This is a genomic window from Pseudomonas plecoglossicida NBRC 103162 = DSM 15088, from assembly GCF_000730665.1.
GTDB lineage: Bacteria > Pseudomonadota > Gammaproteobacteria > Pseudomonadales > Pseudomonadaceae > Aquipseudomonas > Aquipseudomonas plecoglossicida.
In genome coordinates, this window is the sequence record NZ_BBIV01000035.1 from 1 (window position 1) to 13,574 (window position 13,574).

At 63.1% G+C, this 13,574-nt stretch carries 12 protein-coding genes and 3 pseudogenes; 7 read left to right on the top strand and 8 right to left on the bottom strand.

Features of this window, described 5'->3' with window-relative positions:
• The first annotated feature begins 168 nt into the window (after window positions 1-168).
• The 3 genes from gpgS to gpgF are packed head-to-tail and all read left to right on the top strand — an operon-like array spanning window position 169 to window position 3,036.
• Entirely contained in the window at window positions 169-1,290 is a 1,122-nt protein-coding gene (gene gpgS / locus PPL01S_RS18520) for an N-acetylglucosaminyl phosphatidylglycerol synthase (protein ID WP_016395581.1), read from the top strand.
• On the top strand, window positions 1,283-2,047 hold the full coding sequence (gene gpgD, locus PPL01S_RS18525) for an N-acetylglucosaminyl phosphatidylglycerol deacetylase (protein ID WP_016395580.1): 765 nt from the start codon (window positions 1,283-1,285) through the stop codon (window positions 2,045-2,047). Before gpgS ends, gpgD begins: the two co-directional genes overlap by 8 nt.
• Window positions 2,044-3,036 carry a glucosaminyl phosphatidylglycerol flippase gene (gene gpgF / locus PPL01S_RS18530; RefSeq protein ID WP_028625792.1) on the top strand — a complete coding sequence of 331 codons (993 nt, stop codon included), beginning with the start codon at window positions 2,044-2,046 and terminating at the stop codon, window positions 3,034-3,036. The genes gpgD and gpgF overlap by 4 nt, the downstream gene beginning before the upstream one ends.
• A gap of 263 nt (window positions 3,037-3,299) precedes the next feature.
• Here gpgF and purU read toward each other — a convergent pair whose 3' ends face one another.
• Entirely contained in the window at window positions 3,300-4,151 is an 852-nt protein-coding gene (purU, locus tag PPL01S_RS18535) for a formyltetrahydrofolate deformylase (RefSeq protein ID WP_016395578.1), read from the bottom strand.
• Between the two features lie 286 nt (window positions 4,152-4,437).
• Here purU and mvaT point away from each other — a divergent pair, with 286 nt between their 5' ends.
• Window positions 4,438-4,815 (top strand): histone-like nucleoid-structuring protein MvaT, encoded by a 378-nt coding sequence (mvaT, locus tag PPL01S_RS18540; RefSeq protein ID WP_008097674.1) that lies wholly within the window; start codon window positions 4,438-4,440, stop codon window positions 4,813-4,815.
• Between the two features lie 69 nt (window positions 4,816-4,884).
• Here the strand turns inward: mvaT and sbcB are convergent, their stop codons facing one another.
• The 3 genes from sbcB to PPL01S_RS18555 all read right to left on the bottom strand — a co-directional run bounded on the left by sbcB (window position 4,885) and on the right by PPL01S_RS18555 (window position 7,236).
• The gene (sbcB, locus tag PPL01S_RS18545; protein WP_028625791.1) at window positions 4,885-6,321 is read right to left on the bottom strand and encodes an exodeoxyribonuclease I; all 1,437 of its coding nucleotides are present in this window, start codon (window positions 6,319-6,321) and stop codon (window positions 4,885-4,887) included.
• A gap of 46 nt (window positions 6,322-6,367) precedes the next feature.
• The gene (locus PPL01S_RS18550; RefSeq protein ID WP_016395576.1) at window positions 6,368-6,727 is read right to left on the bottom strand and encodes a PilZ domain-containing protein; all 360 of its coding nucleotides are present in this window, start codon (window positions 6,725-6,727) and stop codon (window positions 6,368-6,370) included.
• Between the two features lie 119 nt (window positions 6,728-6,846).
• Complete coding sequence (locus PPL01S_RS18555; RefSeq protein WP_016395575.1) at window positions 6,847-7,236, bottom strand: tetratricopeptide repeat protein; 390 nt, start codon at window positions 7,234-7,236, stop codon at window positions 6,847-6,849.
• 226 nt (window positions 7,237-7,462) lie between these two features.
• Here PPL01S_RS18555 and pyk point away from each other — a divergent pair, with 226 nt between their 5' ends.
• Window positions 7,463-8,917, top strand: coding sequence for a pyruvate kinase (gene pyk, locus PPL01S_RS18560; RefSeq protein ID WP_016395574.1), 1,455 nt, complete (start codon window positions 7,463-7,465; stop codon window positions 8,915-8,917).
• Window positions 8,918-9,043: 126 nt separating this feature from the next.
• Here pyk and PPL01S_RS18565 read toward each other — a convergent pair whose 3' ends face one another.
• The gene (locus PPL01S_RS18565; protein ID WP_028625790.1) at window positions 9,044-9,964 is read right to left on the bottom strand and encodes an iron-sulfur-binding ferredoxin reductase; all 921 of its coding nucleotides are present in this window, start codon (window positions 9,962-9,964) and stop codon (window positions 9,044-9,046) included.
• Window positions 9,965-10,213: 249 nt separating this feature from the next.
• Between PPL01S_RS18565 and PPL01S_RS18570 the strand changes: the two genes are divergently transcribed.
• Window positions 10,214-11,737 (top strand): fumarate hydratase, encoded by a 1,524-nt coding sequence (locus PPL01S_RS18570; RefSeq protein ID WP_016395572.1) that lies wholly within the window; start codon window positions 10,214-10,216, stop codon window positions 11,735-11,737.
• 60 nt (window positions 11,738-11,797) lie between these two features.
• On the opposite strand, the pseudogene PPL01S_RS18575 reads toward PPL01S_RS18570, so the two are convergent.
• Together PPL01S_RS18575 and PPL01S_RS18580 are read right to left on the bottom strand one after the other, a co-directional pair.
• A pseudogene (locus PPL01S_RS18575) lies at window positions 11,798-12,214 on the bottom strand (nitrilase-related carbon-nitrogen hydrolase); the annotation flags it as partial.
• A pseudogene (locus tag PPL01S_RS18580) lies at window positions 12,211-12,696 on the bottom strand (GNAT family N-acetyltransferase); the annotation flags it as partial. The pseudogenes PPL01S_RS18575 and PPL01S_RS18580, both read right to left, overlap by 4 nt.
• Between PPL01S_RS18580 and PPL01S_RS25190 the strand changes: the two are divergent.
• A pseudogene (locus tag PPL01S_RS25190) lies at window positions 12,696-12,842 on the top strand (nuclear transport factor 2 family protein); the annotation flags it as partial. The pseudogenes PPL01S_RS18580 and PPL01S_RS25190 sit on opposite strands and share 1 nt — an antisense overlap.
• Window positions 12,843-12,945: 103 nt before the next feature.
• On the opposite strand, the gene PPL01S_RS18590 reads toward PPL01S_RS25190, so the two are convergent.
• Entirely contained in the window at window positions 12,946-13,524 is a 579-nt protein-coding gene (locus PPL01S_RS18590; RefSeq protein ID WP_016395568.1) for a DJ-1/PfpI family protein, read from the bottom strand.
• Window positions 13,525-13,574 lie beyond the last annotated feature (50 nt).

Genomic DNA, 13,574 nt, shown 5'->3' on the forward strand with positions numbered 1-13,574 from the left:
ACAGACTCATCCCAGACTTTGTGGGAGCCGGCTTGCCGGCGAAGGACTCGCCACCACTCCCCCGCCCAACCCGATCGAACAAACTATCCTTCAGGAAGGTCAACCTTTAGGCGCGTCATCGCCGGCCCGTTACAGCCGGATGACAGACCCGAAGACGATCCCGGAGGGATGCTGATCGTGCACATCGCTGACATCACCATGTTCTACGCCCCGGCCAGCGGCGGCGTGAGGACTTACCTTGATGCCAAACACCGCCGCCTCGATGCCCTTCAGGGCGTGCGCCACAGCCTGTTGATCCCCGGCCCCAGTGCCCGCCACACCAATGGCGTCTATGAAGTACCCGCCCCTCCCCTGCCCTTTGGCAACGGCTATCGTTTTCCGGTGCGGCTGGGCCCCTGGTGCAATGTGCTGCGCCGGCTCAAACCCGACCTGATCGAAGTCGGCGACCCCTACCTGACCGCCTGGGCAGCCCTGGAAGCACGGCGCCAGCTCGATGTGCCGGTAATCGGTTTCTACCATTCCGACTTGCCACTGCTGGTCAGCAACCGCATGGGCAACTGGTTCACGCCCAATGTCGAAGCTTATGTCAGCAAGCTCTACGGCAATTTCGACCGGGTCCTGGCGCCCAGCCAGGTGATGGCCGACAAGTTGCGCCGCCTGGGTGTACGCGATGTGCATGTACAACGCCTCGGCGTCGACCTGGCAACCTTCCACCCGAGCCGCCGCGACCTGCAACTGCGCGCCCAGCTGGGCATACCCGATACCAGCCGCCTGCTGGTTTTCGCCGGACGCGGCTCACGCGAAAAGAACCTGCCCGTGTTGCTCGACTGCATCCAGCACCTGGGCACCCCCTACCACCTCTTGCTGGTCGGCTCGAACATGCCCGCCAGCGTGCCGGACAACGTCAGTGTCATCGATCGCTTCTGCGCGCCTGAGGAAGTCGCGCGGCTGGTCGCCAGCGCCGACCTGCTGGTACACGCCGGCGACCAGGAAACCTTCGGCCTGGTCATCCTCGAAGCGATGGCCAGCGCCACACCCGTGGTAGCGGTAAGGGCCGGCGCCTTCAGCGAGATCGTCAATGATCAGTGTGGCCGCCTGTGCCGTGCCAACGATGGCCTGGCCATGGCCACGGCGGTACGCGAAATCTTCGAAGCCGGGGTGCGCAAGCTTGGCGCCCAGGCTCGCCTTCACGTCGAGCAGCATTACTCGTGGGACAACGTGGTGAGCGGCCTGCTTCAGCATTACCAGGCGGTGCTCGGCCATCAGCCGCAGGTACGCGCCCATGGCTGAGGCCGATGGCTCGTCGCGCAGCCTGATGCTGGTGCTGCACGACATAGCGCCGGAAACCTGGCCGGACTACCAGCCGTTCGTGCAAGCGGTCGACGAAATGGACAACGTGCCGATGACCTGGTTGGTGGTCCCCAACTTCCATCACCGCAATCCGCTGACACGCTCCCCGACCTTCTGCCGCCTGCTCGAACGGCGCCTGGCGCGAGGCGACGAGCTGGCGTTGCACGGGTTCTTCCACGCCGACGACGGGCCCTCGCCACGCAGCCTGAGCGAGTACTTCATGCGCCGCGTGTACACCCACGAAGGTGAATTCCATGCACTCGACCACGCCCAGGCGCTGCAACGCCTGGAAGATGGCCTGGCACTGTTCGAGCAGCAAGGCTGGCCGGTAGCCGGCTTTGTCGCACCCGCCTGGCTGATGAGCCAAGGTACACGCCAGGCCCTGTGCCAATTGCCGCTGCGCTATACCAGCACCCCGCAGCACTTGTACCGGTTGCCCGACTTCACCGCCTTCGACGCACCTGGCATGGTCTGGAGCGCTCGCAGCGCCTGGCGTCGGGGGCTGTCACGGGTGGTTTGCGAGTGGCAGCAGCGGCGCTGGCGCGAGGCCGAAACCTTGCGCCTGGGATTGCACCCGGTGGACATGCGCCACCCCTCGTCACGCAACTACTGGCTGGCCACGCTCGACGCGTTGTTGCTGCAAGGCCGTGAACCCTTGACCAAATCGGCCTGGCTGGAGCGCCAGGTGCTCGCATGAATCGCCTCGCCTGGCTCGGGCTTGCCTTGTTCTGCGCACTGCTGGTGCCAGCCCTGCTCGGTGGCAGCGAGCTGCTGCCGAGGCTCAAGGCCTTCGACCCCGGCCTGATGCTGACCCTGCTGGGCATGATCCTGCTGTGCTGGGTCATCAATGCCGTGCGCCTGCGCCTGCTGCTCGGCCAGCACGGCGCAAGGCTCGGGCACGTGCGCAGCCTGGGCGTGGTGATGGCCACCGAGTTCGCCATTTGCACCACACCCGGTGGCAGCGGCGGGCCGTTGACGCTGATGGCCCTGCTCGCGCGTGACCGCATCGGCCCAGCCCGCAGCGGTGCGGTATTCGCCATCGACCAGCTCAACGACCTGGTGTTCTTCTTCTGCGCGATGTTGGCGATTGCCGGCTACGCGCTGTTCCACAGCCTCGGCCGCAGCCAGGAAAGCCTGTTGCTGGGTAGCGCATTGCTGTTGTGCACGGCACTGGCGGCAGTCCTGGGGTTGCTGCGCTACCGGCGCGCGGTGATGCGCTTCAACGGCCGCTTGCTGCAGCGCATGGGGATGGGCCTGCGGCTCAGACGGCGATGGGCGCGCAAGCTGTTGCACTTCAATGCTGCCCTGGCCCAGACCTGGCAGCTGCCCAAGCGTACCCTGGCACTGGTGTTCACCCTCACCTGCGCGCACTGGGGCCTGCGCTACAGTGTGCTGTTCCTGGTATTGCGGGGCTTGGGCGTGGAGTTTTCGTGGGTACCGAGCTTTCTGGTGCAGATGCTTTCGCTCAGCGCCGGGCAGTTCAGCCTGATGCCAGGCGGTGCCGGGGCTGCCGAGCTGACTTCGGCAAGCTTGCTGGCGCCAATGGTGGGCAGCTCGACCGCAGCGGCGGCGATTCTGATCTGGCGTGCGGTTACTTACTACTTTTACCTGCTGGCCGGCGGACCGGTGTTTGTCTGCCTGCTGGCGCGTCCGCTGCTGGCGCGCTGGCGGGGTCAGGCCGGTTGAGCTGGCGCCAGAGATCGGCAGCGCCGGGGAAGTCGGTGCCGTCTTCGTCGTTCAGTGCTTCGGGGTCGTAGCGGGCCAGGCAGCCTTCGCCGAGGGTGGGGGGTGGTGAAGCGGTGGGCTTGTTGCGTGAGCTTGCCATAGATGACTCCTTGGCGGCGCTGTGCGCCCCGATCGCCGGCAAGCCGGCTCCCACAGGGACCTGTGCAGTACCTGTAGGAGCCGGCTTGCCGGCGATCGGGCTGCGAAGCGGCCCTATGCCCGAATCAGTCGAACACCACGGTCTTGTTGCCATGCACCAGCACACGGTCTTCCAGGTGATAGCGCAGGCCACGAGCCAGCACCATCTTCTCGACGTCACGGCCAAAGCGAACCATGTCCTCGATGCTGTCGGCATGGCTCACGCGCACCACGTCCTGCTCGATGATCGGGCCGGCGTCCAGCTCTTCGGTGACGTAGTGGCAGGTCGCACCGATCAGTTTCACACCGCGCAGGGCTGCCTGGTGATAAGGCTTGGCACCGACGAACGAAGGCAGGAAGCTGTGGTGGATGTTGATGACTTTCTCTGCATAGTCCTGGCACAGCTGCGGCGGCAGGATCTGCATGTAGCGCGCCAGCACGACCACGTCGGCCGCATGTTCCTGGACCAGGCGCGAGACTTCGGCGAACGCCGGCGCCTTGTCCTTCGGGTCGACCGGCACATGGAAGAACGGAATGCCATGCCACTCGACCATGCTGCGCAGGTCGTTGTGGTTGGAAATCACGCAAGGGATCTCGCAATCGAGCTCGTCGGTGTGCCAACGGTGCAGCAAGTCCGCCAGGCAATGCGATTCACGGCTGGCCATCAGCACCACGCGCTTCTTCTGCGCCGAATCGGTAATACGCCAGGTCATGGAGAACTCTTCGGCGATCGGCGCAAAGGCTTCGCGGAAAGCATCGATACCGAATGGCAACGATTCGGCACGAATTTCATGGCGCATGAAGAACCAGCCACTCTGTTCATCGGAGTGGTGACTCGCTTCGTTGATCCAGCCGTTGTACAAGGCCAGGAAATTACTGACTTTCGCCACGATGCCAACACGGTCGGGGCAGGCGATCACCAGACGATAGGTGCGCATGAATAAGACTCCAGAACTTCGCAAAGGCGCCTATTCTAGCGGCCCGGCCCAAAAAACGCAGTAAGCATTGCACCCTCCGCAGCCCCAGGCTCTGGCCTGGCCGCAGCGGCATGGCATAACTGGATTGATGACATTCATGCCCATTTGCAGGGCCATATGTAAATTTTTTTAATCCTGAGATATTTTGCAACAGCCCAATTAACCCATTCATTAATATGTTTACTTGAGAGTATCCCCTGTCTATTATTGCCCCACACATTTCTGAACACGCATTAAGGAACACTCCATGTCCCTGATCAACGAGTACCGCGCCACCGAAGAAGCCATCAAGGAACTTCAGGCCCGCCTGGCCAACCTGTCCCAGGATGACAAGCTGAAAAAAGAACTGGAGTTCGAAGGCAAACTGCGCACGCTGATGGGTGAATACTCCAAGTCGCTGCGCGACGTTATCGCTCTGCTCGATCCAGAATCGAAATTGAGCAAAGCCCCGCGCGGCGCAGTGAAGACCACCGGCACCAAGCGTGCACGCAAGGTCAAGCAATACAAGAACCCGCACAATGGTGAAGTCATTGAAACCAAAGGCGGCAACCACAAGACCCTGAAAGAATGGAAAGCCAAATGGGGTGGTGATGTGGTTGAAAGCTGGGCAACCCTGCTGGACTGATCGTCCGCTCACGCCCTGCTTGTTGAAACAAGAACGCCGGCTCGAAGCCGGCGTTTTTGTTTGCCCGTTTCAATGGCCGATAGCAAATTGCTCTGACAACGTTCGGGCCTGCACTTGCCAAGCCTCCAGCACCCGCCGCCCGGCTTCGTCTGCGCTGGCCCAGGCGCTCTGCCGCGCCTGCTCGAAATCTCCCAGCGTATTGGGCGCGCCCCACTGCGGGTCGCTCAGGCGCTGCTGGCAGAAGGCATGCCAGCGCTGGCGTTCTTCGCTGTTCAAGGTCTCTGGAAAGTTGCGAGCCCGGTAGCGGAACAGCAATTCGGGCAAGCGCGGGTCATCGAACATCCAATGGCCCTGGCCCAATTGCGCCGGATCCAGCGTGCGAACTTGCTCGCACAAGCGACGATCACGGTCGCCCAGGAAACCGTCATACAACTGCTGCTCCGGATCTTCACTCGGGGCAAATTCATCCTTGCCATAGATATCTGCCAGCTTGTCCTGCCACTCGGCTTGTTGATTGGCCAACGCTTCGCCACGCGATTGCAAAAGTGCCAAGTCGATCCCCAGCCGTTGCTGATCCGCCGGACGTAGTACCGAAAGCGGCGCCAACACCGGGCAGCGATTGATCTGTATCAACTTGAGCGGGACCGGTAATTGTCCCTCTGACAATTGCTCGTGACGGGTATACAAACGCTCACGAAGTACTTCGGCACTTTCCCTTATTAACGGTAGGGTTTCCTGATGCAGGTCGCACACAATCAGCGCATTGCGATTGTGCGGATGCCAGGCCAACGGCAAGACCACACCCAGATAACTACGCGCCGCCGAGAAGCGCCCGGATATATGTACCAGCGGCTGCAACAAGCGAATCTGCTCCAGTACTTTGTGCTTGCTGCGCAGCTGAAACAGCCATTCATACAACCTGGGCTGTTTTTGCCGGATGAGGCGTGCCAGAGCGATGGTCGCCCGCACGTCGGAAAGTGCCTCGTGGGCATGCCCATGGTCGATGCCGTTGGCCTGGCTCAGCAACTCCAGGCGCAGGCTGGTGCGCCCGTCCTGCTGCGGCCAATGGATGCCCTCCGGGCGCAGGGCGTAGGCCGTGCGAACCACATCGATCAAGTCCCAGCGGCTGTTACCGCCTTGCCATTCGCGGGCATAAGGATCGAAGAAGTTGCGGTACAGGCTGTAACGGGTCACTTCATCGTCGAAGCGCAACGTGTTGTAACCCGCACCGCAAGTACCTGGGCGAGCCAGCTGCTGATGGACCCGGGTCATGAACTCGGCTTCGCACAGGCCCTGGCTGGCCAGCTGCTGCGGCGTGATACCCGTCACCAGGCAGGCTGCCGGATGCGGCAGGATGTCGTCGGAGGGACGGCAATAAAGATTGATGGGCGGCTCGATCTCGTTGAGTTCGAAGTCGGTGCGCACACCCGCCACCTGCAGCGGCCTGTCGCAGCGTGGGTTGATGCCGGTGGTTTCGTAGTCGTGCCAGAAGATGCTGGAAGTCACGGGGTCGTCCTGAATCGAGGTCGACCCGATTCTAGCGGACCTCGTCTCAGACGGAAGCGTTGGCCGGGCGGAAACTGAAATAGTCGCGCAGCGAGCGGACGAAATCTTCGTATTCACGCGGCGCTTGCAACAGCATGAAGCCAGAATCGTAATGACCTGGCGTCTGGTCTTCGCGACACCACAGGCAACTGGCTGTCAGGTTGATGCACTGGAAGCCGCCGCTGGAGAGCGGTACGCGCAATTGGAGCTCGAAATCCGGCCCGACCAGCACCGGCAGCTGGCTGATCAGCATCAACCCGTCTTCAGAGGCATTACCCAACTGACCCATCGGCTGATCGGTGAAACGATTGAACACCTTCAACGCGCAAGGCAGCTGGTGGCGTTCGATATGGCGCTTGTTGAACATGACACATGCAGTCCGTACCAATGCCAGGAATGCAAGGTACTGGCGGTTTTTGTAACAACTGAGTTACAGGTTAGCGCAGCGCGGCGGGCAAATCCCGTGAAATTATTGACACCTTGGTGTTAACGCCAAGGAGCAGTATTCACAGGCGTGGCCACCGAGGCTTGGCCACTGCGGTAATGCCCCAGTTTCTCAAGGGTTTGCAGGCGTGCCCTGGCGCGGTAGGCGTACTCGTTGTTCGGGTACTGCTGGATCAGGTACTCATAGGTTTGCGCGGCATCCACGTACAGCTGCTGACGCTCCAGGCACTGGCCGCGCAGCAGTGACACTTCAGGGTGAATGAAGGGCCGCGCACGGCTGGTACGGTCGACCTGGGACAATTCCAGCATGACCTTCTGGCAGTCGCCCCGGTCATAGGCGCGGTAGGCGTTGTTCAAGTGATGGTCCATCGACCAGCGGGTGCAGCCGACGGTGCTGGCCGCCGCCAGGGCTAAAACGATCAGGGCTCGCATGGGGGATCTCCTTTGATAGGCAGTATATCGGCCCGCCCGAGCATTTCTTCAGCTTCAGGCTGCAAGCCACACGCTGCAAGAAATACCTGTGCACATGCGCTTGCAGCTTACCGCTTGTACCTTGCAGCTGACCTACCTGCGCGGCTTGCAGGTAGTGCAACGGAACAATGACTACAGCGCGATTCAGGAGTAGCCTTTCGCTGCGCTTCACTATAGGAGTCTGTGCATGACTATCCGCCGTACCAAAATCGTCGCCACCCTTGGCCCCGCCAGCAACTCGCCGGAAGTGATCGAACAACTGATCCTCGCCGGCCTGGACGTGGCACGCCTGAACTTCTCCCACGGCACTCCGGACGAGCACAAGGCGCGCGCCCGCCTGATCCGTGACATCGCCGCCAAGAATGGCCGCCACGTCGCACTGCTGGGCGACCTGCAGGGTCCGAAGATCCGCATCGCCAAGTTCAGCAACAAGCGCATCGAACTGAAAGTGGGTGACAAGTTCACCTTCTCCACCGCCCACCCGCTGACCGAAGGCAACCAGGACATCGTCGGGATCGACTACCCCGACCTGGTCAAGGACTGCGGCGTCGGTGACGAACTGCTGCTCGACGACGGCCGCGTGGTCATGCGCGTCGAGACCGCCACGGCAGACGCCCTGCACTGCGTGGTGATCGTCGGTGGCCCGCTGTCGGACCACAAGGGCATCAACCGCAAGGGTGGCGGCCTGACCGCTCCGGCCCTGACCGAAAAAGACAAGGCCGACATCAAGCTGGCTGCGGAAATGGACCTGGACTACCTGGCCGTGTCCTTCCCGCGTGACGCCAAGGACATGGAATACGCCCGCAAGCTGCGTGACGAGTCCGGCGGCAGCGCCTGGCTGGTGGCGAAGATCGAGCGCGCCGAAGCCGTTGCCGACGACGAGACCCTCGATGGCCTGATCGCCGCCTCCGACGCCGTCATGGTTGCCCGTGGCGATCTGGGCGTGGAAATCGGCGACGCCGAGCTGATCGGCATCCAGAAGAAGATCATCCAGCACGCCCGCCGCAACAACAAGGCGGTGATCGTCGCGACCCAGATGATGGAGTCGATGATCCAGAACCCGATGCCGACCCGCGCCGAAGTGTCCGACGTGGCCAACGCCGTGCTCGACAACACCGATGCGGTGATGCTGTCGGCCGAAAGTGCTGCCGGTGCCTACCCGATCGAAGCCGTCCAGGCCATGGCGCGGATCTGCCAGGGTGCCGAGAAGCACCCGACCAACCAGAAGTCCAGCCACCGCCTGCACACCACCTTCGAGCGCTGCGACGAAAGCATCGCCCTGGCGGCCATGTACACCGCCAACCACTTCCCCGGCGTCAAGGCGATCATCGCCCTCACCGAAAGTGGCTACACCCCGCTGATCATGTCGCGCCTGCGTTCGCACGTGCCGATCTTCGCGCTGACCCCACACCGCGCCACCCAGGCTCGCACCTCGATGTTCCGCGGTGTCTACCCGATCGCCTTCGACCCGGCCTCGCTGCCGGCCGACAAGGTGAGCCAGGCCGCGGTCGACGAGCTGCTCAAGCGTGGGCTGGTGGAACAGGGTGACTGGGTAATCCTGACCAAAGGCGACAGCTACCACACCATCGGTGGCACCAACGGCATGAAGATCCTGCATGTCGGTGATCCGCTGGTCGGTTGATCTGCTCCAACGGGGGCCGCTTTGCGGCCCATCGCCGGCAAGCCGGCTCCCACAGGAAGGGCGCACGCTTTATCCCTGTGGGAGCCGGCTTGCCGGCGATGAAGCCCGCGAATGCAGCACCTCCTTTCAGGCATGCTCGACAAACACATCGGCAAATACCTGGTTCCTCGGCACCCCTGCAATGAACAGCCGCCGCGCAAAGCGCTCGACACTCCCCGCAGAGCCACACACCAGCGCGATAGTCTGCCGCGAAAACAGGCGCAAACCCGCCAGCGCTTCATCCAGCTGGTCCGCCAGCACCTGTTCCACCGTCACCCCTTCCATTTCCAGCAACGCCTCAGCCAGGTAATGCCCTGCGTGGTCATGGGCCAAGTGGATCACCCTGATCTCGCCGCGATGCCCCTGTCGCAGCGCCTCGCGCAAGATGCCCCATAAAGGCGCAAGCCCGGTGCCTGCCGCCAGCAGCCACAACGGCCGCGCCTGCCAGTCCGGGTCGTAGTGCAACGCCCCACCCCTGAGTTCACCCAGGCGCATTTCGTCGCCAATCCGCAACCCGCGCGCCTTGTCGCAAAAGGCACCTGGCCGCCGGCAGTCGATGTGGAACTCCAGGAAAGCGTCCTCCCCCGGCAGGCTCGCCAAGGAATAGGGCCGTGCGACCGTTCCGTTCCACAGCACCATATGCTGACCGACCTGGTAACGCAGCGCTCGCTCGGGCTGAAGGCGCAAACGCAAGACATCACCGAACCATTCCAGCGCGCAGACGTGTGCAGGCATACCGTCCAGTCGTGGGTCGAATATCGCCACACGCAAGTCCCCCACCACCCGGCACTGGCAAGCCAGTCGCCAGCCCTGGGCGTGCTTTTCCAAGGCCAGCGCTTCTGGCAAGGCATCGGCAGGCAGGCCGTCGAGACAATGCACGAGGCAGGCATGACAGCTACCGGCCCGACAGCTGTAAGGCACATTCAGCCCTGCCTCGTTCAGGGCATCGAGCAGGTTGCTGCCGGTGGGCACCGTCCAGCGGCGCTCGCCCACGCATAGTTCGGGCATGGTCGGTGTTTCTCCAGATGTCTGCGGCTCACTGTAAGCCAAGCGCCGGGCGGCAGCAAAAAGGATGCCCACCGGATGCCGACCATGGTCCAGACCGGCCGCAGGTGTGCCCGGCACGGATGCGCGCTATACTGCCGCGCCTTTTTCCGTCGGCCTGACCTGCCGGCGCCTTGCAAGGCGCTTCGACACGCTGGTCGGCACCGTCGAGCGTCTTTTTGAATGTTCCCGTCTTTAAGAGGAGCGCGCTGCATGACCGTGATCAAGCAAGACGACCTGATTCAGAGCGTCGCCGACGCCCTGCAATTCATTTCGTACTACCACCCCGTCGATTTCATCCAGGCGATGCACGAAGCCTACCTGCGTGAAGAGTCGCCTGCCGCACGCGACTCGATCGCCCAGATCCTGATCAACTCGCGCATGTGTGCCACCGGCCACCGCCCGATCTGCCAGGACACCGGTATCGTCACCGTGTTCATCCGCGTGGGCATGGACGTGCGCTGGGACGGCGCCACCATGAGCGTCGACGACATGATCAACGAGGGTGTGCGTCGCGCCTACAACCTGCCTGAGAACGTCCTGCGCGCCTCGATCCTGGCCGACCCGGCCGGTGCCCGCAAGAACACCAAGGACAACACCCCGGCCGTCATCCACTACTCGATCGTCCCTGGCGACAAGGTCGAAGTCGATGTCGCGGCCAAGGGCGGCGGTTCCGAGAACAAGTCGAAGATGGCCATGCTCAACCCGTCCGACTCGATCGTCGACTGGGTCCTCAAGACCGTCCCGACCATGGGCGCTGGCTGGTGCCCGCCTGGCATGCTCGGCATCGGCATCGGCGGTACCGCCGAGAAGGCCGCGGTCATGGCCAAGGAAGTGTTGATGGAGTCCATCGACATCCACGAACTGAAAGCCCGTGGCCCGCAGAACCGCCTCGAAGAGATCCGCCTGGAGCTGTTCGACAAGGTCAACCAGCTGGGCATCGGCGCCCAGGGCCTGGGCGGCCTGACCACCGTGCTCGACGTCAAGATCATGGACTACCCGACCCACGCTGCCTCGCTGCCGGTGTGCATGATCCCGAACTGCGCCGCCACCCGCCACGCGCACTTCGTGCTCGATGGCAACGGCCCGGCCGAGCTGGAAGCGCCGTCGCTGGACGCCTACCCGGAAATCGTCTGGGAAGCCGGCCCGAGCGCCCGCCGCGTCAACCTCGACGACATCACCCCGGAAGAAGTCGCCAGCTGGAAGCCGGGCGAGACCATCCTGCTCAACGGCAAGATGCTCACCGGCCGCGACGCCGCGCACAAGCGCATGGTCGAGATGCTCAACCGCGGCGAAGAACTGCCGGTCGACCTCAAAGGCCGCTTCATCTACTACGTCGGCCCGGTCGATCCGGTCGGTGACGAAGTGGTAGGCCCAGCCGGCCCGACCACCGCCACCCGCATGGACAAGTTCACCCGCCAGATCCTCGAACAGACCGGCCTGCTGGGCATGATCGGCAAGTCCGAGCGTGGACCGACCGCCATCGAAGCGATCAAGGACAACAAGGCCGTGTACCTGATGGCCGTTGGCGGCGCCGCCTACCTGGTGGCCCAGGCCATTCGCAAGTCTCAGGTCCTGGCGTTCGCCGAACTGGGCATGGAAGCAATCTACGAGTTCGAAGTGAAGGACATGCCGGTCACCGTCGCGGTCGACAGCAACGGCGAGTCCGTGCACATCACAGGTCCCGCGCTGTGGCAGGGCAAGATTGCCGAGAGCCTGGCAGTCGAAGTGAAGTAATCTGCATTGGGGCCGCGTTGCGGCCCCAATTCAAACAATTCGCTCGAACTGCTCGGGCCAATCCCACCGCGTAAACACCTGCCCCTCCTCCCCCACCCGCCGCATCATCAGCTTGTCCTGATACCCCAGCATTCCTCGTGGGCCAAATAGCCAGGCCCGGTTGCGATAGCGCCCATCGCGGTCGAGCACCGGCAAGCTGCCCGGCTGCAGGTACACCCCCCAGCGCCGGGCAATACCCGCGCACAACGCCAGCCACGGCTCGATCAGCGACTGAATGCCAGCGATCGAAGCCTCCAGGTCACCACGCTGCCCGGTCTGCAGCTGACCACTGAGCACCAGCCCGGCATATTCCGGCAGCAACAGCAACCTTGCTCCGGCTTGCGCAGCTTCGGCGCACAGGTCCTGCAAGTGCTCGGCATAGGCCTCCCAGGTTTCATGCAGCTCGATGGCGTACTGGCAGGCTGCGAGGCGAATCAAATCGGCAGCTCCTTGGCCCAGAACGACATGATCTTTTCCGAAACATCCTGCTCGTCCAGGTCACGCCAAGCGTAGTGGGTGCGCAGGGAGGGGTCGTGCAGAAAGCCCCGGTTGCGCCAGAAGCCGTGCAGTGGCTTGTAATCCGCAGGCCGCCTCGGGTGCACGCCCGGCCGCTCGACCGCACAGAAGGCGCAGTAGTCGAACTCCGCGAGCTTGTGGGCATAGGACTCGCGCTCGATGAAAAAGCGTACGCCCAGGCCCTGCCCTCGGTACTCCGGCAATACCAGCGATTCGCCGAAGTAGTAGACGCTGGCAGGGTCGCGCCCCTGGGCCAGGAACGGCTGCTGGAACTCAGGCGCCACGTCCACCAGCGGCACGCCGGTCGAGGCACCCACCACCTGGCCATCGTCCAGGGCCAACACCACCAGGCTGCGCCCGGAGCGGGCGTAGCTCGCCAGGTAGTCGGCTTCGTATTCCGGCGTATCTGGCCGATGACGAGGGGTTGCCGGCAGCCAATGGGCAGACCTATGTGCTGCCGGCGGGGGCGTTCTTCTACATCCACTGCGGGAAGATTGCCCGGGTGACCAACTACTACAACCTCAATGACTGGGTAGAGCAGGTGGAGTGAAGCTACTGGCCTCATCGCGGGCAAGCCCGCTCCTACAGGTACAGCGCAAGCCTGAGGCCGCCGTTGTACCTGTAGGAGCGGGCTTGCCCGCGATGAGGCCAGATCAGGAAATACGTGTCCCCAGCACTTTCAGGAACGCCGCCAGCCATGCCGGATGCGCAGGCCACGCCGGCGCGGTGACCAGGTTGCCATCCACATGCGCCTGGTCGATGGCGATATCGATGAACTTACCACCCGCCAACCGCACTTCCGGCGCACAGGCCGGATACGCACTGCACTCGCGCCCTTCCAGCACGCCGGCTGCGGCAAGCAGTTGCGCCCCGTGGCAGACCGCCGCAATCGGCTTGCCGGCCTGGTCGAAGGCCCTGACCAGGTCCAGCACCTTCTCTTCCAGGCGCAGGTACTCCGGGGCACGCCCACCTGGAATCAGCAACGCATCGTAGCCCTCGGCGCGGACCCGGACGAAGTCATAGTTCAGGGCAAAGTTGTGCCCCGGCTTCTCGCTGTAGGTCTGCTCGCCTTCGAAGTCATGGATCGCCGTGCGCACGGTCTGCCCCGCGACCTTTTCCGGGCACACCGCATGCACCGTATGACCCACCATGGTCAACGCCTGGAAGGGCACCATCGCCTCGTAATCCTCGACGTAGTCGCCCACCAGCATGAGAATCTTCTTTGCCGTCATCGCAGTCACCCTCGCATCGCTTGTGAACGGTCACTGCACGATAGTCGCTG